The organism is Rhodonellum sp., from assembly GCF_030656585.1.
Taxonomy (GTDB): domain Bacteria; phylum Bacteroidota; class Bacteroidia; order Cytophagales; family Cyclobacteriaceae; genus Rhodonellum; species Rhodonellum psychrophilum.
Genome location: NZ_JAUSPP010000061.1, coordinates 1 through 21,011, shown reverse-complemented (window position 1 = coordinate 21,011; position 21,011 = coordinate 1). Strand labels below are relative to the sequence as shown.

Genomic DNA, 21,011 nt, shown 5'->3' with positions numbered 1-21,011 from the left:
TTGTTTCATTAAATTCCAGGTAAATCCTACTTGAGTTTTGCCAATTTTTCCCTGGCCATTGTTTTGATTTCTTCATTGGTCGATCTTTCTACGATGGATTCCAATGTTGCTTTTGCCTGAAATTCCTCACCCAGTTTGATGTAATTCTCGGCCAGTAAAAGAAAGCCTTTTCCATACCAGAAATCATGCGCTGAGAAGGGTTCCGAAAAGTCAAAGATCGCGTCGTTGGATTGCGCAAAGTTGCCTTTTAGGTGATAGCTCTCCGCCAAAAGAAACAATCCTTCAGCACCCTGAACGGTTTTGTATTCATTGACCAAAGCCATCAGTGCATCATCTGCCAAATCGTTCTTGCCTGCTTTTCTATAGGCTTTTCCCTTAAGTAACATCGCCTCGGGAATCGCATCAGGCGTCACGCTACCCAATTGGATCACCCGGTTGGAATAGAATACCGCGGAATCAAAACCGTTGGTGAAATAATGGGAATTCATCAAGCCTCTGTAGGCTTCGTGCTCCTCGATTTTGTTTCTCGCATTTTTGGCGGACGCCCTTAGATAAGGCAAAGCCTTTGCATAGTTTTTGTTTTCCAATTCTATTGAACCAATCCTTTGCATTGCCTTGGCACGCTCTGGAGAATTTTTCATTTTGTCTATTTCATAAAAACTTGCCAAAGCTTGATCCTTCCTTCCCAATCGATAGTGCGCATCTCCGATAAAGAAAGTGGCTTCATCTTTCAAACCAGACTGCGGGTAATTCCTGAGATAATCATTGAAGGCCTTGATAGACTGCTCCAAAGAATTGCTGAAGAAAAGGTTTTTGGCCGCCTCAAATTCCAAATTCTGAAGGCTTTTGTTGTCTGGATTGGCCCCTCTGTATCTGGAGAGGTATTGGGAAAATTCCCCTGATCTCCCCTGGAGTGCCAATGTCTCCTGGAGACCGACCAAAGCCGCTTCCGCATTCGAGGAATTGGGATGATTTTCCAAGATGCGTTTGTAATCGTCGATCGTGTTGTCATAGCTCTGTAAAGAGAAATTGGCGATCGCCCTTCCTTCCAACGCAAATGGAATGAATTGACTGTTGGGTCTGCTTGAAATCAATCTGGTAAACCCATCCCTTGCTTGCGCATATTGGGTTTCTTCCATATTGATCTGCGATTTTTGGTAGATCGCATCTTCAATATAAAGAGAGGATGGATAATTATTGATCAATTGATCGAGTTGCGAAATGGCTTCGCTGTTCCTGCTCTGGAAATTGAGTAAAACCCCTGACCTAAAATAGGCATAATCGATACTGGCATTTCTTTCCTGAATGGCCCTTTGAAAAACCGCCAACGACTGAGGAAATTTTTTCTGGACATAATAGATATCCCCCAATCGCATCAGGGCATCATCATAATTCTCCTTTTCGGGATTTCCTTGCATTTTGTCCACGTAGGCTTTGAACTGGCCTTCCGCTTTGCCGTATTGCTGGGAATTGAAAAAGGCATATCCCAAGCCATAATGGGATTTGATCAAATAAGTGTCATTTGCTCTGGGATTCAGTTTTTGGAGTGCTTCATAAGCGCTGATCGCTTGGGGAAGGTTTTCCCTTGCCGCAAAACTCTCCCCTTTCCAAAAATGTGCTTGAAGAACCAAATCTCTGTCCGAGGCTTGCTTCAGCGATTTGTCAAAATAGTTGTTGGCGAGGTCATAGCGCTTATCCCTGTAGTACACCAATCCTTGGTAAAAAGCAATCTTTTGGTATGCCGCATTGATCCTTGCCGATTTGCGGGGCATTTTTTCGATCTGTTCGATCGCCCTGAGGTAGTTGTTGGTGTTGACCAATGCATCGGTCAACAGATTCTCTGCTTCCTGTGCATAACTTCCCCTTGGGTAATTTTCGAGGTAGGTATCCAAGGCGGTTACGGCATCCTGAAAACTACCTCTTTCAAGGTTTACCTTTGCATAATTGATAAGTGCTTCTTCTTTGATCTTTGGATCTGCATCGCTTTTGTAGGCGGCATTGAAACTGTTGGAGGCAAACTGCGCATTGTTTAATTTCAAATAGGCATGACCCAAATAATAGCTGGAAACCTGGGCAAGGTTATCGTCCCCGGTAGCCACTACCTTGAAGTAATCTGTGGACCGCTGATAGTTTTGGGTTTCAAATTGGGCAACCCCAGCTTTATAAATCTGAGGTCTGGATAGATCTCCTTTTCTTGCGTTTACAAAAGCATCGTAATTGGCAGCAGCTTTGACAAAATTCCTTTTCTCAAAATAGCCTTCAGCCAAATACAAATGGATCTCCTCTTTTCTATCCAAGGTTTTCCTACTTGAGAGAACAGGCTCAGCATATGCGATCAACTCATCATAATATCCTTGTCTGTAATACAATCCAGAAAGCATGTAAGGTACTTTTCCGGCATAGAAAGGTGTTTTGTCGGCTTCCCTAAAATCCTTGATGGCCTGATCATAATTGCCGGATTCCATGGCGATAAAGCCTGCATAGTAAAAAGCATCCGGGCTGTACTCACTCCCCTGCCCTTTGACCTGGTTAAAATAAACCAGCGCATTTTTGTTATCCTTAAGTTGGAAATAGGAATAGCCAGTCTTAAAAAGCACTTCAGCTCTTTGCTCGGGCCAAATTTTTTCGATGTTCACTTTTTTGAATGCCGGAATGGCTTCTTTGAAATTTTTCCTGTCAAAGAAAAAATTGCCCAAAACATGGGCCGCCTCGTTTATTTTGGGATGGTCAGGATTGTTTCGGATAAAAGCATAGACCAAGTCGGACGCGCCTGGGTTTTCTGTTTTCAGTGCAGAAATGGCATGGTAAAAATCAGCGTATATTTTTTGGTCTGAATCAAGTTCCGATTCTTTGAAAGACTCGAACTCGAATCGCGCGGCACTGAACAATTTTTTCTGATAAAGCTCAAAATTGTCATCCAGTGTTTTGGAAGTGCTGTTTTGATGCAAGCTTGATTGCGCAATTGATAGATGACTTGCGCCAACCATCAAAAATAATACAAGAGTTTTTTTCATTATGGATGCTTGGAAATTAATGCATTAACTTAAAGATCAATTCTTTGAGGATTTTGGAGTTTTCGACTGCATTTACATCCACGCCCTTGGAACGCAAATCCGCCTCTTTGATGTACCCAAAACAATCAATAACCTTGCCCAATTGATAGTTTCTGGAGGCTGTTTTGTACTCTTTTACAAAGAAGGGATGCACGCCCAACAATCTCGCCAATTCTGCCTCTGCCAAATTCGCATTGCCATGGACCAGGGCGATTTTGGAGAAAAAACTAAAGATCAGGGAAATCATCGGAATCAGGGGATGTGCCTTGGGGTTCTGCACAAAATAATGAATGATTTTATTGGCCTTCATCACATCCTTCACCCCTATTGCCTTGGTGAGCTCAAAATTGTTGTAGTCCTTATTGATCCCGATAAACTGGTGGATGTGCGCGGCAGTAATGGCCGTCGGTTCGGAAAAATTGATCAACATCTTGCCGATTTCATTGGTCAAAACTTCAAGGTTGTTGCCTATGCTCTCGGAAAGCAAAGTCGCCGTACGTGTATCGATCTTATGACCTTTGTCTTTGATATATTCCTCGATCCAAGGGGCAAGCTTCCATTCCTGGATTTTCTCCGTCTTGACTAAAATGGCTTTTTTATCCAGCTCTTTTGCTATTTTTCTTTTGCCATCAATGGATTTGTATTTGTGTGCAAAAACAAGAATGGTACTTGGGAGTGGGTTTTGAAGATAATTCATCAAAAGACTGTCGCCCAATTCCTTTCCCAAATCTGGAATATTTTGGGCTTCCTTGACGATCACGACTTGTCTGTCGGCCATCATCGGGAATCTTCGTGCGTTTCCCAGGATCACATTCATGGGGTTGTCCTTGCCATACATGATGATTTGGTTGAATCCCTTCTCGTGTTCGGCGATGGCGTGCTTTTCGATATGGTCTGAAATCAAGTCAATAAAGTACGGTTCATCTCCTTGCAAAAAATAAATCGGAGCATACTTCCCTGCTTTGATATCCTTTAAAACGTCTTCTGGTTTGCTGGGCATAGGGGCTTTTTCAGGTCAAAGATAAAAATAATTCACTTTCTAAAAAGTTAAACCCGAAATAAGCATTCGGTTTCCTTTTAGGGGTGGAAACTGCAAAAAAAATCAGTCTATTTGGAGAATAATGAGTAGTACCAATATGGTGAAGTCAATAACAGTAAACAACCGGCTGATTATAAAGCATTTTTAGGCTAGAATTGAATTGGTAATGCATAAAACGGGTTAAAGTCTCCACCTCTATTTATTATTTTAAACTTTCTCCGCCTTATTTTTGTCTATCTATAAACAAATAACAGAAAACCGTGAGCAGATTCGATAAAGGTGTTGCTTTCTTCAGTGAAGGGAAATTTGAGGAGGCATTGGAAGTCATCAACAATTGCATAGCTGAGGAAAAAGGCAATACCGAATACTATTCTTTTAGAGCCAGGGTGTTGTCCAGGTTGGGCCGCTTTGATGCTTCTTTGTTGGATTTTGATTATTTGGTCGAAATGGAACCCTACAACACCAATTTTATCAGTGACCGGGCGGTGGTTTTGCACTTGCTGCAAAGACATCAGGAATCCTTGGAGGAATTTGATCGGGCACTGAACCTTGATCCAAAGAATCCTTACCGATATTCCAGCCGGGCATTTTTGAAGGACCGAATCGGTGATTTTCAAGGAGCAATCGAAGATTATGAAAAAGCGATTGAACTGGATCCCGAAGATGCGGTGGCATACAACAACAAAGGAATGGTAGAGGAAAAACTCGGTTACGTGGATTTTTCCAAAAAGAGTTTTGAAAAAGCCGATGCATTGGTCGGAAAACAACCGAATCCAAACAGCGATATCAACCAGATTCCAGCCGATTCGGAAAACATTGAAAAAAAGAATGGGCTTGCCGATCATACTGCGCATGAACAACAAACCCAATCTAAATTATCTTTTCAGCATTTTCTTGGAACCTTCTTAAAAGTCCTCGGAGACAAAAATACAAGAGCCGAGTTTTTAAAATTTGTGAAATCAAGATTCAAGAAAAAAACCGATTAAGCTGTTTTGAGCACCAAGAATGGTTTATTGATGAAATAGGACATTTTTCGGGAAAGATTCTGGGCAAAGAGTTGGTCAAACCAGCTCTTTTTTGTGCTCAAGGTCACCAAAACATCTCCCTTTGAGGTAATCAGATAATTTTCAAGTCCCAAGCCAGGTTCATCTCTGTAAGATTTAAGAACATAATTGATCTTTTCATACCTGATGAAAGGCTTCAGTTCCTGAACCATGGTCAAGTGCAGCGATTTGTCAATCACTTTGATTTTGGTTCCAACGTGGACAATATCTATTTCGCTTTCAAAAAAACCTGCCAATTCCACTATCTTTTGGACAGCGATTTTATCCTCTTCCAAGTAATCAGTGGCATAGACAAATTTTCTGGGCGCTTTGAAATACACTTTTCTTGGAATAAGGAAAACATCCACGGAAGACCGATCCACTACTTTGCTGGCTCTGGTTCCAATGAAATTCTTTTTGAAGTCATTGACGCCTTCAGTTCCCATCACGATCAAATCTGCATTTTTGGATTCGGCAAACTCCAAAATGGTGTCGACTGTTTTTCCTTCCACAAATTCGGCGGTGCAGGATTTGAGGCCTTTGGTCAGACTTTCCTCGTTTACGGTTTGTACCAAATTCTGGAGTTTTTTATTGATGAATCCGTATTGATCATCAATTTCAATCGTCCCTGAGGACAATTTTTGATAATCCTCCTTATTGGGAACATGAACCAAAAATAAATCGGCATTGTATTTTTCCCCTAATTTGGCAGCGTATTCTATTGCGTTTAAAGAACATTCGGAGAAGTCTGTTGGACAAATAATCGTAAAAGTTTTGTTCATGGGTTTTAAGTTAATAGCCTTTTTTTCTATCAATTTGGTTTTTAGGTGATTGATTAAGCTTCATTCGTTGATAATTCTCCACGATTTGAGGAGCTGCGGCATCCGGATTGGTGACGCTGGCAATATGCGGGGTGATGGTGATTTTTTCTGATTCCCAAAAAGGGTGATTTTTGGGAAGTGGTTCGTTTCTAAAGACATCCAGCAATGCACCTGAAATATAGCCATTTTCAATGGCTTCGATGAGATCTTCCTCCACCAAATGCTTTCCTCTGGCCACATTGATAAGGTAGGTTCCCTTGCTGCAATTTTTGAACAAGTCCAGATTCAGGTAATTTTCGGTATGAGGAGTCAAGGGCAGCAAGCAAACCAGTATGTTTACTTTCTTCAAAAACTCATTGATTTGGTTGCCATAATAGTAGGGGTAAGTTAAGCCTGATTTTTGGGAATAACCGTATCCGGACACATCAATGTTCAATGCCTGGAGTTTGTCGATCACGTCTCCACCCAATTCCCCAACTCCCAAAACCCCTACCCTGATGGGGATTTCCGGTCGACTCATGTCCCAAACCTTTTTTTTCTGGTTGATTTGATATCTTAGGGTTTGACGATGGTAATTGAGTATTCCCATGATCACGTAATTGGTCATGGAAAACGTCAGTTTTTTGTCCACGATTCGTGCAATGGGAAGTTCGGGCGATATTGATTCATCCGAAAGGATATGATCCACCCCTGCTCCCATCGAACAGATGAGTTTAAGGTTGGGAAAATCATTTAAAATTCCTTTCGGGTGTTGCCAAAGCATTACTGCTTCAACCTCGCTTTTGTCGATGATCTCTGGATACACATAAACGGTGATGGATGGGTCTATTTTTTTGATGTTTTCAACCCACACCGCTACATTTCTACCTGGAGCTATAATTGCTAATGCCATTTTTTTTAAAATTCCTTAATTTCAATCTTTCGTATTTGACTAATTTTTCGACGTTGACATCTGCCAATTTAGTTAATCATTAGTCTAAATATAAACACCTTTTATCTAAACCCTGAAAAATTAATTATAATCGGAGCCAAAAATGAATTCTTAACCGTTATTTTTGAGTTTGCGTATTAAAAAGCAACAATAATCAAAACAAAACCAATTCAACAAAAATGAAAACCAAATACATCATACTGTTCATGAGCTTGATTTTTTCCCTTAACATCGAAGGAATTGGTCAACAAATCCAAATGCCACAGGCCAGCCCATCTGCTCAAATCAGCCAGAAAGTTGGTCTTACCGATGTCACTGTCGAATACAGCCGACCAAGTACGAAAGGAAGAAAAATTTTCGGGGAACTGGTCCCTTTTGGAGAGGTTTGGAGAACGGGCGCAAATGCCGCGACCCTCATTACATTTTCCACTGATGTCAGCATCGAACGAAACCCTTTGCCAAAAGGTACCTATGCACTGTATTCCATCCCGGGTAAAAACGATTGGACAATCATTTTTTCTAAAAACACCAAACTTTGGGGATCTGTGGGATACAACCAAGAAGAGGACGTTTTCAGATTCAAAGTAAAACCGGGAAAAACTGGAAACAAATATGAAACGATGGAAATCACTTTCGTGGACATGACCGATACAGGGGCTTCGCTTTCCATCAAATGGGAAAATACAAGAGTTAAGTTCAGGATAGAAACCGAAGTGGATGAGATCGTCATGGCCGAAATCAAGGCAATGGTCATCGACAAAGAGCCAGAGAATCCAGGGTTGTACTATCAAGCTGCCAATTACTATTTCACCACCGGCAAAGACCTCAATACCGCTTTGGAATGGATTACCAAATCTGTTGAAAGTGATCCGAAATATTGGACCATGCACCTCAAAGCCAAAATCGAACTTGGTCTTGGCATGAAAAAAGAAGCTGCAGAAAGCGCCAAAAAATCAATGGAAATGGCCAGGGAGGCAAAAAACCCTGATTATGTCAGTCTCAATGAGCGTTTGATCAAATCCATCAAATAGAAGATAGGTTTTGTGGATTGAATATGGCAAGGACCATTGGATACAATGATATTTTTCCAAGAGAAGTGAAAATGATTTGAATTCATTTAAAGTCCCTATAGAATGTACAAAGAATTAGAAATCGAAAAGTGGTCCAGAAAGGACCACTTTCGTTTTTTCAGCCAATTTGAAGAACCGTTTTTTGGGGTCACTGTTCAGTTAGATTGCACCAAGGCCCACGCCTACAGCAAGAAGCATGGAGTTTCTTTTTTTCTTTATTATCTTCATTGTTCTCTTGTTGCAGCCAACCAGGCAAGGCCTTTCCGGTATCGTATCCAAGAGCATCGGGTTTTGGTGTATGAAAAAACCAATGCTTCACAGACGATCAACCGGCCGGATGGTACTTTTGGGTTTTCCTATATGGAATATGATGCCGATTTTGAAAGTTTTCACCTTTCAGCGAAGAAAGAAATTGAAAGGGTACAAAAAAGCACTGGCCTCCAACCCGCTGTGTCTGGAGAAAATGTGATCCATTATTCCACCCTTCCATGGATAAATTTTTCGTCCCTGTCCCATGCCAGAAGCTTTGCCCTCAAGGACAGCTGTCCAAAATTTCCTATGGGAAAATGATGGATTTTGAGGGGAGAAAAGTCATGCCTTTGGCCATTCATGTCCACCATACCTTAATGGATGGGACTCATGTAGGAGAATTCCTGGAAAAATTTCAAAACCTGATGAATCAAGAATAATCTAAAAGGACTAAAGCAAAACAAGAAATAAAATTGCTCTAATTTGCGAAATCAACCTATACAATCGTTTGCGGAGCGATAGAGAGAAAAATAAATAGTATTTTCTTCAACAAAAACGGATAGTTTTTAATAAAATCTTAATTTTGTGTCTGTATTCTTAAAAAAATCATTACAAAAATGCTCACAGGCAAAAAATTCATCATAGATTTTGACAGTACCTTTACTCAAGTGGAAGCCTTGGATATCTTGGGTGAAATCAGTTTGAAAAACGATGTAAACCGAGATCAAAAACTCAAATCCATAAAAGACATCACGGATGGCGGCATGGAAGGAACCGTAACCTTTCGGGAAAGCCTCGAAAAAAGGGTCGATTTGTTGAAGGCCACCAAGGCCCAAATCGGCGAATTGGTTGAGGTTTTGAAAAGTAAAGTGTCCACCTCTTTTCAACGAAACAAAGAATTTTTTGTCGAAAATGCAGAAAACATCTATATTATTTCGAACGGTTTCAAGGACTTCATCACGCCGATCGTCGGTGAATTTGGAATCAGCCCCGACAATGTGTTTGCCAATGATTTTGTTTACGATGAAAATGAAAATATCGTCGATTTCAATCGAGACAATGTCCTTTCCAAAAACGGAGGGAAATCAGAGACCATCAAAAGATTGAAGCTGGAAGGTGATATCTATGTCATAGGAGATGGCTACACCGACTATGAAATAAAAGCTGCCGGATTGGCCAACAAGTTCTACGCGTTTACCGAAAACGTGGAAAGGTTAAAGGTTACTTCATTGGCAGACCACATCGCCCCTAGTTTAGATGAAATCCTATATATCAATAAGATGAACAAAAAATATTCCTACCCAAAAAGCCGTATCAATGTCCTCTTGCTGGAAAATGTCCATCCCATAGCGGTGGAATTGCTACAAAAAGAAGGATACAATGTAGAAGTGGTCACTTCTGCCCTCAATGAAGAGGAACTTGCCGAAAAGATCAAGAACGTATCCGTCTTGGGTATCCGTTCCAAAACCAATGTCACCAAGAAAGTCTTGGAAAATGCCAATAGGCTCATCTCCATCGGGGCTTTCTGCATCGGTACCAATCAGATTGATTTGGAAACCTGTCAGGAAAAAGGCATCGCTGTTTTCAATGCACCTTTCAGCAATACCCGATCAGTAGTGGAATTGGCCATCGCCGAAATCATCTTTTTGATGCGTAACCTTGCCGACAAAAGTACAGCCATGCACCAAGGCAAGTGGGACAAATCAGCCACTGGCAGTTTTGAAATCAGAGGTAAAAAACTGGGTATTGTCGGTTATGGAAATATCGGTGCCCAACTGTCTGTCCTTGCGGAAAACATGGGCTTGAATGTTTTTTATTATGACGTGATCGAAAGACTTGCCCTGGGCAATGCGACCAAGGTGGATTCATTGGACGAACTGCTGTCCCTAAGTGACATCGTATCCCTTCATGTGGATGGCCGAAAGGAGAACAAAAACCTAATCAACCGTGAAAAGATCGCATTGATGAAACAAGGTGCGATTCTGGTCAATCTGAGCAGAGGGCATGTGGTCGAAATCGGCGCTTTGAAAGATGCCATCGTTTCAGGCCACTTGGCTGGAACCGCAGTGGATGTATTTCCCGAGGAACCAAAAAACAACAAGGAACCATTCGTATCCGAATTGATCGGTCTCCCCAATACGATCCTTACCCCCCATATCGGTGGATCCACATTGGAAGCCCAGGAAAATATCGCCCGCTTCGTGCCTGGAAAAATTATGGAATATATCAACACCGGGAATACATACAACTCGGTCAATTTCCCGAACATTCAGCTGCCATTCCTTCAGTCGGCGCACAGGTTGATCCATATCCATATGAATGAACCCGGCGTTTTGGCCAAAATCAATTTGAGTCTGGCAAATTTCAACATCAACATCGTCGGGCAATACCTCAAGACAAATGAAAAAATCGGCTACGTGATCACGGATATTGACAAAGCCTATTCACCTGAATTGATCGATGCGATGAAGCAGATTCCGGGAACCATCCGTTTCAGGGTCTTGTATTGATTCCTGTATTTTTCTGGACAAAGGGAGTTTACAAAAGGAAGGCGATGCTACAATTCTGAAATTTCCCACTTCAAATGAATAATCAAAAAAGGCTGAAATCTCTGGATTTCAGCCTTTTTTGATTATGGTATTGCTCTTTGTCTGGGATTATTTCTCTTCCTTTATCCGGGGAATCAATTTCACTTTTTGGCTTTCGGTTTTTTTCCTCATCCGCATGTTCAGCAGCTCGATGGTCAAGGAGAAGAATACGGCAAAATAAATATACCCTTTTGGCACTTCCACATGGAATCCTTCGACCAGCAGCATAAACCCGATTAGAATCAGAAACGACAAGGCCAGAATCTGTAAAGTCGGATTTTGGTTGATAAACCTGCTGATCTTTCCGGCAAAAGCCATCATCACCCCTAAGGCGATGACCACGGCAATAATCATGATAAGGACTTCCTTGACCAAACCAACGGCCGTCAGTATACTGTCAAAGGAAAAAATGATATCCAGAAGAATGATCTGAAGAATCACATTGGATATTTTCTTCGCCGAATTTGGCTTGACCTCTTCGGTGATTCCTTCCATTTTGTGATGGATTTCCACAGTGGATTTGAAGAGCAGGAAAAGACCGCCAAATGCAAGTATCAAATCCCTCCCACTCATCTCAAAATCAAAAACCATGATCAGGGGTTGGGTAAATTGGATGATGTAGGAAATCCCCAAAAGCAAAGCGATTCTAAAAACCAAGGCAAATGCCAAACCGATGTTCCGGGCTTTGGCTTGTTGGTGTTCTGGTAATTTGTTAGAGATAATGGAAATGAATATGATATTGTCTACACCCAACACAATTTCCAAAAATGTCAAGGTCAGCAATGCAATCCAAGCTTCTGTATGCAGGAATATTTCCATTTTTGAGTTTTGATTTAATCACAAATTAACAAATAGAAATCGTCGTTTTTTTATCCGGAATGGGTATTTAATTTTCTAGGAATCCTTGTTTGAAAAGGTAAGTGCAGTGTTCCTATGGGATTCATTTATTTTTTATTTTCTTTGTCCTATTCAAATCCCCCAAAACATGAAAATCATTGCCATCGGCAGAAATTATACCGAGCATATCGAAGAGTTAAAGAATGAAAGATCGGATGCTCCTGTTGTTTTTCTCAAACCAGACACTGCCCTTTTGAAGAACAATGCGCCTTTTTATCATCCTGACTTTTCCGAAAACATCCACCATGAGGTAGAAATCGTTTTGAAAGTATGCAAGGAGGGAAAACACATCAAGAAGGAATTTGCATCCCGCTACTTTGATGAGATTGGGATTGGTATCGATTTTACGGCAAGGGATCTTCAGGACAAGTGCAAAGCAAAAGGCCTTCCGTGGGAAATCGCCAAGGCCTTCAACGGTTCGGCCCCTATCGGACAGTTTATTCCCATAAAGGAAATCCGGGATACTCAAAACATCAATTTTCACTTGCTGATCAATGGAGAATTGAAACAAAAAGGAAATACTTCCATGATGCTCTTTGATTTCGAAACCATCATTGCGTATGTGTCCAATTTCTTTACCCTTAAAAAAGGAGACCTCATCTTTACGGGAACTCCTGCCGGTGTCAGCAAAGTGGACATCGGTGACCATTTAGAAGCATTTATTGAAGACCAGAAGCTGTTGGATTTTGAAATTAAATAAAGTTCTTTTCGTAGTGCTCCTGCTGTTGCCAAGTTGGCTGCAGGCACAGGATTATCTTTTTCCGGTCAAACCGGGTCAGCGCAATTTGCTTTCGGGAAATTTCAGTGAAATCAGACCCAATCATTTTCACAGTGGCATTGACGTGAAAATAGGAGGCGTTGACGGAGAACCCATCCTCGCCATTGCCGACGGCTATATCTACCGAATGAAAGTTTCCTCTTTCGGATATGGAAATGTCATTTACATGAAGCACCACAACGGTCAATATTCCGTCTATGGGCATCTGCGAAATCTCTCTCCCAAAATCATGGATTTTATGAGGAAGGAGATGTATTTCGCGCAGAAAAATGAGTTGGAAATCTATCCGGATTCTGAATTTTTACCCATAAAAAGAGGCGAAATAATCGGCAATGGAGGAAATACAGGAGGATCAGCAGGACCGCACCTTCATTTTGAAATCCGGGACAGCTTGGACAGGGCGATAGATCCACTCATATTCGGTTTTTCCGAAGTGGTGGACAAGACCCCTCCTATTTTGTACCGAGTTGCCCTACGGCCACTTGACTTCAATTCAAGAGTGAATGGCAAATACCAGAGACAGGAGTTTACCCCCATTTTGGAAGGAGGACGCTATATTTTACCCCAGACGGTTAAAATTTCGGGACAGGTAGGTTTGGAAGTTTATGGTGTGGACAAGCAAGACGGGGTCAACAATATTTTTGGAATCCCCATTTATGAGCTTTTTGAAGACAAGAAGCCTCTTTTCCGGATAAATGTAGACCATATTGATTTCAGCATGGGCAGGTTTTTGCTTTTGCATACCCATCAGAACAGGTTCATCAGGCTATACAACAATCCCAATAATCCGATGAACATCTATGAGATGGAGAACCTCCAAACTGGTGCCATAAGCGCCAAAACGGGGCAGAAAAAGCAACTCCAAGTAAACCTGAAGGATGTCTACGGAAACAGCAGAATGGTCAACATTTCCATAGAGGGCGAAGATTACCAACAATTCCAAAAAGGAGAAGCCGGTGCAGACAAGATGACCCGGGTTACCTTTGACAGAGAGGTCATGATGATCACCACGGGATTGTCCGAAAGGGGAACTTTGGCAAAGGTGTATGCCAAAAGTCTTGCCATGGAAATACCACCTGCATACACCACCGAAGGGAGAAGAACTTATCTCTGGGACATGAATTTTGGGATTCCCGATTCCATAGACCTTTGCACCGAGATCCTTTTTCCAGAAGTATTGGCAAAAATCCCTTTTGGAGAGGAATTTTCATTTGCCAATACGGTTCTACAGCTCAAATTCGAAAAAAACACGCTTTTGGATGACCTTTTTCTTCAGGCCAAAAAAAGCCTGAACAATGGAATGCCATCCCTTAAAATCAATGGGTCTGCTGATTACCTTCAAAACAGTATGGAGGTTCTTTTCAAAAGAACAGGATTTACTGGCAACAAAAGCAGAACCCATATCTATAATCTGGCTGAGAATGGCAGAAAAAGTTTCGTTGGAGGTGAATGGGAAGGGGATGATATTCGGTTTAAAACCAGAAATTTTGGTACTTTTGTTCTTGACCAAGATCAGGTGCCTCCAGTAATCAGCCCCGTACAAGTCACCGCAGGAGATTTGAAGTTTAAAATCACGGATGATAAGTCAGGTATAAGGGATTTTGAAGCCTACGTGGATGGCAATTGGGTGCTGATGCGGTACGAACACAAACAATCCCTCATTTGGTCCGAGAAATTGGAGAAAAAGCCTTTTAAGGGAGAAGTTTTATTGAAAGTAAGGGACATGGCAGGAAACGAATCCCAATACAAAACGACCATTAAATAGATTGTAACTTTTAAATATTCAAGAAATGTCATTAGAAGTAGGAAAACCAGCACCGGATTTTGAGGCCAAAGACCAAGATGGAAACCTCATCAAATTGTCTGATTTTAAAGGAAAAAAAGTGGTCCTTTATTTTTATCCAAAAGACAATACCCCTGGCTGCACCACGCAGGCCTGTAACCTTCGGGACAATTATGAAGCCCTCCAAAAAGTAGGTTATGTGATTTTGGGCATCTCCAGTGATTCCGAAAAATCCCACAAAAAATTCATAGAAAAGCAATCCCTTCCCTTTCCATTGATCGCTGACGAGGACCTTAAGGTCCACGAGGCCTACGGAACCTGGGTAGAGAAATCCATGTACGGTCGTCAATATATGGGCACAGCCCGGACCACTTTCATCATTGATGAAGCGGGCATTCTTTCCGAGATCATCCAAAAAGTAAATACTAAAGATCATACCAACCAAATTCTTAAATAATTCCAATACAATGGAAAAACAATCAATCGATCAACTTAAAGGAATATGTAATCAAGTCAGAAGGGACGCTTTGCGCATGGTGCATGCGGTTCAGTCTGGTCATCCAGGTGCAGCTTTGGGTTGTACCGAGTTCGTAGTCGCCCTTTATTTCCAGGAAATGGAACACAACAAGGACTTTAACATTGATGGCCCAGGTGAGGACCTTTTCTTCATGTCAAACGGCCATGTTTCCGCGCTTTGGTACAGTGTACTCGCAAGAAGTGGTTACTTCAATGTAGCCGAGCTGGCGACATTCAGGAAAATCAACAGCAGACTCCAAGGCCATCCAGCAACAGAAGAACACCTTCCAGGTATCCGGATTGCTTCAGGATCGCTTGGACAAGGCTTGTCCGTAGGAATTGGCGCAGCCCAAAGCAAAAAAATCAACAAGGACGATAAATTGGTCCATGTGATGATGGGTGATGGAGAGCAACAAGAGGGTCAAGTATGGGAAGCGGCCATGTATGCGGCGCACCACAAAATTGACAACCTGATCGCTACCATCGATTATAACGGACAGCAAATCGATGGCCCTACGGCCAAGATTATGGATCTCATGAATCTGAAGGCCAAATATGAGGCATTTGGTTGGGAAGTGGTTGAAACCAAGGCTGGCAACGACATGGAAGCCGTCTTGAAAGGATTACAAACAGCCAAAGGACTTACTGGAAAAGGCAAGCCAGTATTGAATCTGCTTTACACAGAAATGGGTTACGGCGTTGATTTTATGGTCGGCACGCACAAATGGCATGGAGTAGCGCCAGATGATGCCCAATTGGAAAATGCACTTGGACAATTGGAAGAAACCTTAGGAGACTATTAATCAAACCCATGTAGGCGAATTCAAGCTTCGCCTGACTGGACCAAAAAACAACATTATACAATGGAAAAGACCCTTGACTTAAAATACACTTTTACCGAGAAAAAAGATACACGTTCCGGTTTTGGAGACGGCTTATTGGAAGCTGGTAGAAAAAACCCAAATGTAGTTGGCCTTTGTGCCGATCTTATCGGATCCCTTAAAATGGGCGCATTTCAAAAAGAATTCCCTGAGCGTTTCTTTCAGGTGGGTATCGCAGAAGCCAACATGATGGGCATTGCGGCGGGCATGACCATCGGCGGAAAAATCCCCTTTACTGGAACTTTCGCCAACTTCTCCACAGGAAGGGTTTATGACCAAATCAGGCAATCCATCGCCTATTCCGACAAGAATGTCAAAATATGTGCATCACATGCGGGATTGACTCTTGGAGAAGATGGGGCTACCCACCAGATATTGGAAGATCTCGGCATGATGAAAATGCTGCCCAACATGACCGTCATCAATCCATGCGATTACAACCAGACCAAAGCAGCAACTTTGGCCATCGCTGAGTATGTTGGTCCAGTTTATTTGAGATTTGGCCGCCCAAGTTGGCCGATCTTCACCCCTGCCAATCAGAAATTCGAAATCGGGAAAGCCTGGAAGATGATTGAAGGCACTGATGTGACTATTTTTGCTACCGGCCATTTGGTTTGGGAAGCGGTAGTTGCTGAAGCAATGTTGAGAGAAGAAGGGATTTCGGCTGAGGTGATCAATATCCATACAATCAAGCCTTTGGACGTGGAAGCTATCCTGGCATCGGTATCCAAAACAGGATGTTGTGTGTCGGCAGAGGAACACCAATACAATGGTGGATTGGGTGACAGCATTGCCCAGACTTTGTCTAGAAATCAACCTGCACCACAAGAGTTTGTAGGTGTGGATGATTCCTTTGGAGAATCCGGAACACCAACCCAACTGTTGGAAAAATATGGCTTGAATGCAGAAAACATTGTAAAAGCTGCCAAGCGCGCCATCAAAAGAAAATAATACAAGCAGAAATACAATGAAGTTTGAGGCTTTGGGTTTGGAAATGATTTTCCGATTCAATTGCCTCAAACTTCATTTTTTTTTAATCTCAATTACAATTTCCTCACCCAGATATTTCTGAAGCGCACCAAATCCCCATGGTCCTGAAGGACTATTGGCAATTCTGAAGGATGGGCCAGATAATTGGGAATACCGATATATTCCGTTGGTCCTTTCAATTCCACTGCATTTTGTACCAAAACCCCATTGTGAATCAAGGTGACTTTAGCCGGAACCAGAAGGATCCCATCTGCATTGAACCTTGGTCCTGTGAAGAAAATATCATACGTGTTCCATTCACCCGGAGCTTTGGTTGCATTGACCAAAGGCACATGTTGTTTGTAGATACTTCCTGCCTGACCGTTTGAATAAGTCCTGCTTTCGTAAGAATCCAACACTTGTACTTCATATTTTCCCATCAGGAAAATCCCACTGTTGCCTCTCCCCTGTCCTTCACCTTTGACAACTGTTGGGGAGGCCCATTCAACGTGAAGTTGCATGTCCCCATAGGAATCCTTCGTACGGATGTCGCCAGTTTTGGGCACGACGGTCATGGCACCATTTTCGACTTTCCATTCGGCGGCATTCCCCGTTCTTAAACTTTGAAAATTATTGAGATTTTTTCCGTCGAAAATCACGATAGCATCAGAGGGTGCCAGGTGGTTTTCGGCTCCGGCAGTCACTTTTCTGGGAACAGGTTCCCAAAATTCAGTGGCCTCCGGTGGAAGTTTGATGTCTTTTTGTTGGGCGAAAAGGGGAAATGCTACCATCATGGCCACGCAAGTAAACCCATGCTTTAAAATTTTCATAATTGGTTATTAAGGTTTTTGAATATTAAATGGTCAATTTAATTCAATAATCAGCGATTCAAAAACCGTTGATGGATTTTTGATTTTTGAAATTGTCCCTTTTGGTTACATTCATAAAAAAATATCAACCTATGCAAAAATATTACCTGTTGTCTGCATTGCTTTTGGTGGTTTTGTTTCCGTCAATGGCCCAAAAAGACTATTTCTTTCCTGATGAAACTTTTTCCCCCTCCATTCCTTCACCCGAAGATTATTTTGGTTACCCGATCGGAGATTGGCATACGCGGTATGATTTGATGATTTCCTACTTCGAAAAACTTGCGGAAAGTTCCGATAGAGCGAGCTTGGAAGTCATTGGTTACACCAATCAAAGAAGACCCATCGTGGTCTTCACCATCAGCAATCCTGCAAATATCCAAAACCTTGAAGGTATCCGGACACAGCATCTCCGATTGGTGGATCCATCGCTGGCACTGCCGGATGTATCCAAAATGCCCGCCATCGTCAATTTGGCATATAGCGTCCATGGAAATGAGCCCTCTACCACAGAAGCCGCTATCCTGACGGCTTATTGGTTGGTCGCCTCAGAAAGCGACAAAGCCAAAAACATCCGGGAAAACGCGGTGGTATTGATCGATCCAGCCATCAACCCAGACGGAAGAGACCGACACAGCAATTGGGTAAACATGCACAAAAGTTTTCCGGCAGTCGCCGATCCACTGGACAGGGAGCACAATGAGATCTGGCCCAGTGGCAGGGTCAACCATTATTGGTTTGATCTCAACAGAGATTGGTTGCCTTTGGCCCAAGTGGAGCTCCAAACCAAGATAAAGTGGTACCACAGCTGGTATCCGAATGTCGTCGGTGATTTTCACGAAATGGGAACCAACAGTACCTACTTTTTTGAGCCCACCAAGCCCTTTGGAAGCGAAAACCCCATTATCCCCAGAAAAAACTACGAGGAGATCAACAATAAATTTGCAGGTTACTTTGCCAAGGCATTGGATGATTTGGGAAGCCTGTACTGGACAAAAGAAGTTTTTGACAACAGCTATCCGGGTTATGGATCCACCTATCCAGACATTCAGGGTGGACTTGGACTTGTCTTCGAACAGGGAAGTTCCAGGGGACATGTCCAAAGCTCACAAAGAGGTGACATCACCTTTGCTTTTACCATCAGGAATCAATTGGCCACCTCAATGGCGACATTGGAAGCGGCCGTGAACGAAAGGGAATACATGCACCGCTATTTGCGGGAATATTTTGAGACCGCCATAACCGAGGCGGGAAAGGATAAATCAAAAGCTTATGTTTTTGGCGATGAATATGATGAATCCCGCAACCGGCTTTTCCTAAAACTGCTTCTGGATCATAAAATCAAGGTGTTTGAAAACCAAAAAGATTTGTCTTCCGAAGGGAAATCCTTCAAAAAAGGAAAATCATGGATTGTGCCTACCTCCCAGCCCCAATACAGAATGGTCAGGACGATGTTTGAGAAAGTGACTACCTTTTCCGATTCCGTGTTCTATGACGCTTCCTCCTGGACCATGGCCCTGGCCTATGGGATTCCCTATTCTTCTCAAAGTGCTGCTGCAGGTGGAAACGAAATTCTTGCACTCCCAGAACTTGACTTGAATTTCCCAGAGCTTGGAAAGTATGTAGCTTATTTGGCGGATTGGTCGGATTACTTTGCCCCAAAACTGCTCCATCAGCTTCAGGAGGCTGGAGTACATGTGGAAACCACCGCCGTTCCTTTCACCTCCAATACCAACCAAGGCGCAAAGGAATTTCCAGCAGGTTCACTGATCATTCCAACCGGTTTTCAAAAATTGAACCCCGAGGAACTCAGGGCTGCGGTCCAAAAAGCTGCCGATGGTTCTTCACAGCACATTTGGGCGACCACAACAGGTTTCAGTGCCAAAGGAATCGACTTGGGAAGCAATAATGTTTCCGCAGTCACGGTTCCAAAGGTGCTCATGCTCATCGGGCAAGGTACCTCCCAATACGAAGCTGGAGAAATTTGGCACTTAATGGATACGAAAGTTGGTATGCCGATGTCAAAAGTGGATGTGTCCCTTTTCGGAAGGATCAACCTTTTCGATTTCACCACGCTCATCCTGCCTTCGGGAAATTATAACGCTTTGACCTCAGGTCAAATCAATCATTTGAAGGATTGGCTGTCAAAGGGCGGAACGTTGATTTCCCTGAGGTCTGCCAGCCAATGGCTCCAAAGCCAGGAAATCGTCAAGGAAGAATACCTGACCGTGGATGCAGAAAAGGAACCTGATCTCCTTTCTTTCGCTAACCAAAGGAATTATCAAGGCGCCAAAAATATTGGTGGAAGTATCTATTTGGCCAATTTGGACACCAGCCATCCTTTGGGTTATGGCTATCGGAGCAACGAAATCCCGGTGTACCGAAACAGCACCATTTTCTTCAAGCCCTCCAAAATCAAATACCAAACCCCGGTAAGATACACCGCCAATCCCCTGTTGGGCGGATATATTTCGGATTCAAATCTCGAAAAAATCAAGTCCAGTGCCAGTGTTTTTGTCTCAGAAGTGGGTTCAGGTCGGGTCATCCATTTCATTGACAATCCAAACTTTAGGGGTACTTGGTTTGGTACCAACAAGTTGTTTTTCAATGCCATTTTCTTTGGAAATAAAATGTAGGAAGTAAACAGGTTGCTCATGTGGGTTGCCTCTATTTTACCCTTTCCAAGTTCAAATGAATCTGGTTTCCTCAAACCATTTTCAAGAACAATTAAAACAAAGCCCCGCTGGAAAGCGGGGCTTTGTTTTGTTAGCCATTAATTGAAAAGTTGACTGAATTGGATAAACCTAAATGTAGATGCGCCTTTAAAGAAGTTGAAACTTATACTCGCAATACCCAATATATCAGGCATTTATTTTTTTCTGGGATCTTATAATGTTTTAGGAGTCCCTTTTTAGCGTTTGTTCTGATTTTCCTTATGGTTCCAAGTGGACAAACATTTCGGTCGTGCCGATGGCACTTTGATTGGAGGATTGGTTGCTGCATTCCCCACAATGAATTATGGGGTTAAGAATTGAGCCGTGCCGATGGCACTTTGATTGGAAGATTGGTTGCTTCTTCCCCACAGTAAATTATGGGGTTAAGATTTTGGTCGTGCTGCTGGCACTTTGATTGGAGGATTGGTTGCTGCCTTCCCCTCAATGAATTGTGGGGTTAAGATTTCGGTCGTGCTGATGGCACTTTGATTGGAGGATGGTATGCTTCTTCCCCACAATGAATTATGGGCTTAAGAATTGAGTCGTGCCGATGGCACTTTTGTCGGGGAGTTGTTTGCTGCATTCCCCACAATGAATTATGGGGTTAAGATTTCGGTCGTGCTTATTGCACTTTGATTGGAGGATTGGTTGCTTCTTCCCCACAATAAATTATGGGGTTAAGAATTGATCCGTGCCGATGGCACTTTGATTGGAAGATTGGTTGCTGCCTTCCCCACAATGAATTGAGGGGTTAAGATTTCGGTCGTGCTGATGGCACTTTGATTGGAGGATTGGTTGCTTCTTCCCCACAAT

At 42.6% G+C, this 21,011-nt stretch carries 17 protein-coding genes; 11 read left to right on the top strand and 6 right to left on the bottom strand.

The annotated features are described in order from the left end of the window. Positions 1–26 precede the first annotated feature (26 nt). Together Q7J63_RS14965 and holA are read right to left on the bottom strand one after the other, a co-directional pair. A complete protein-coding gene (locus tag Q7J63_RS14965; protein WP_304887271.1) occupies positions 27–3,014 on the bottom strand; it encodes a tetratricopeptide repeat protein in 2,988 nt (995 codons plus the stop codon). Between the two features lie 16 nt (positions 3,015–3,030). Further along, positions 3,031–4,053: a DNA polymerase III subunit delta gene (holA, locus tag Q7J63_RS14960; protein WP_304887269.1), complete on the bottom strand. Its 1,023-nt coding sequence runs from the start codon at positions 4,051–4,053 to the stop codon at positions 3,031–3,033. A 299-nt stretch (positions 4,054–4,352) separates the two neighbouring features. On the opposite strand from holA, the gene Q7J63_RS14955 reads away from it, so the two are divergent. After that, positions 4,353–5,078 carry a tetratricopeptide repeat protein gene (locus Q7J63_RS14955; protein WP_304887267.1) on the top strand — a complete coding sequence of 242 codons (726 nt, stop codon included), beginning with the start codon at positions 4,353–4,355 and terminating at the stop codon, positions 5,076–5,078. Here the strand turns inward: Q7J63_RS14955 and Q7J63_RS14950 are convergent. Together Q7J63_RS14950 and Q7J63_RS14945 are read right to left on the bottom strand one after the other, a co-directional pair. Further along, positions 5,075–5,917: a universal stress protein gene (locus tag Q7J63_RS14950; protein WP_304887266.1), complete on the bottom strand. Its 843-nt coding sequence runs from the start codon at positions 5,915–5,917 to the stop codon at positions 5,075–5,077. The two genes, Q7J63_RS14955 and Q7J63_RS14950, sit on opposite strands and share 4 nt — an antisense overlap. Positions 5,918–5,927: 10 nt before the next feature. After that, positions 5,928–6,848, bottom strand: coding sequence for a glyoxylate/hydroxypyruvate reductase A (locus Q7J63_RS14945; RefSeq protein ID WP_304887264.1), 921 nt, complete (start codon positions 6,846–6,848; stop codon positions 5,928–5,930). A 218-nt stretch (positions 6,849–7,066) separates the two neighbouring features. Here Q7J63_RS14945 and Q7J63_RS14940 point away from each other — a divergent pair, with 218 nt between their 5' ends. From Q7J63_RS14940 to serA, 4 genes are all read left to right on the top strand, one after another. Beyond that, a complete protein-coding gene (locus Q7J63_RS14940) occupies positions 7,067–7,918 on the top strand; it encodes a DUF2911 domain-containing protein (RefSeq protein WP_304887262.1) in 852 nt (283 codons plus the stop codon). A 102-nt stretch (positions 7,919–8,020) separates the two neighbouring features. Further along, positions 8,021–8,527 carry a CatA-like O-acetyltransferase gene (locus Q7J63_RS14935; RefSeq protein WP_304887260.1) on the top strand — a complete coding sequence of 169 codons (507 nt, stop codon included), beginning with the start codon at positions 8,021–8,023 and terminating at the stop codon, positions 8,525–8,527. Beyond that, entirely contained in the window at positions 8,524–8,646 is a 123-nt protein-coding gene (locus tag Q7J63_RS14930) for a CatA-like O-acetyltransferase (RefSeq protein WP_304887258.1), read from the top strand. The genes Q7J63_RS14935 and Q7J63_RS14930 overlap by 4 nt, the downstream gene beginning before the upstream one ends. A gap of 177 nt (positions 8,647–8,823) precedes the next feature. Continuing rightward, entirely contained in the window at positions 8,824–10,716 is a 1,893-nt protein-coding gene (gene serA, locus Q7J63_RS14925) for a phosphoglycerate dehydrogenase (protein WP_304887256.1), read from the top strand. 147 nt (positions 10,717–10,863) lie between these two features. Here the strand turns inward: serA and Q7J63_RS14920 are convergent, their stop codons facing one another. After that, positions 10,864–11,613: a TerC family protein gene (locus Q7J63_RS14920; protein ID WP_304887254.1), complete on the bottom strand. Its 750-nt coding sequence runs from the start codon at positions 11,611–11,613 to the stop codon at positions 10,864–10,866. A 166-nt stretch (positions 11,614–11,779) separates the two neighbouring features. Here Q7J63_RS14920 and Q7J63_RS14915 point away from each other — a divergent pair, with 166 nt between their 5' ends. The 5 genes from Q7J63_RS14915 to Q7J63_RS14895 are packed head-to-tail and all read left to right on the top strand — an operon-like array spanning position 11,780 to position 16,600. Beyond that, entirely contained in the window at positions 11,780–12,391 is a 612-nt protein-coding gene (locus tag Q7J63_RS14915) for a fumarylacetoacetate hydrolase family protein (RefSeq protein WP_304887253.1), read from the top strand. Continuing rightward, positions 12,378–14,234, top strand: a complete 1,857-nt coding sequence (locus Q7J63_RS14910; protein ID WP_304887251.1) for a M23 family metallopeptidase — start codon at positions 12,378–12,380, stop codon at positions 14,232–14,234. The genes Q7J63_RS14915 and Q7J63_RS14910 overlap by 14 nt, the downstream gene beginning before the upstream one ends. A 25-nt stretch (positions 14,235–14,259) precedes the next feature. Then, a complete protein-coding gene (gene bcp, locus Q7J63_RS14905) occupies positions 14,260–14,709 on the top strand; it encodes a thioredoxin-dependent thiol peroxidase (protein ID WP_304887249.1) in 450 nt (149 codons plus the stop codon). Between the two features lie 10 nt (positions 14,710–14,719). Then, positions 14,720–15,571, top strand: a complete 852-nt coding sequence (locus tag Q7J63_RS14900; RefSeq protein ID WP_304887247.1) for a transketolase — start codon at positions 14,720–14,722, stop codon at positions 15,569–15,571. Between the two features lie 60 nt (positions 15,572–15,631). Continuing rightward, positions 15,632–16,600 carry a transketolase family protein gene (locus Q7J63_RS14895; protein ID WP_019600087.1) on the top strand — a complete coding sequence of 323 codons (969 nt, stop codon included), beginning with the start codon at positions 15,632–15,634 and terminating at the stop codon, positions 16,598–16,600. A gap of 92 nt (positions 16,601–16,692) precedes the next feature. Here Q7J63_RS14895 and Q7J63_RS14890 read toward each other — a convergent pair whose 3' ends face one another. Next, the gene (locus tag Q7J63_RS14890; protein ID WP_304887245.1) at positions 16,693–17,448 is read right to left on the bottom strand and encodes a DUF1080 domain-containing protein; all 756 of its coding nucleotides are present in this window, start codon (positions 17,446–17,448) and stop codon (positions 16,693–16,695) included. 131 nt (positions 17,449–17,579) lie between these two features. Here Q7J63_RS14890 and Q7J63_RS14885 point away from each other — a divergent pair, with 131 nt between their 5' ends. Next, the gene (locus Q7J63_RS14885) at positions 17,580–20,120 is read left to right on the top strand and encodes a M14 metallopeptidase family protein (RefSeq protein ID WP_304887243.1); all 2,541 of its coding nucleotides are present in this window, start codon (positions 17,580–17,582) and stop codon (positions 20,118–20,120) included. Positions 20,121–21,011 lie beyond the last annotated feature (891 nt).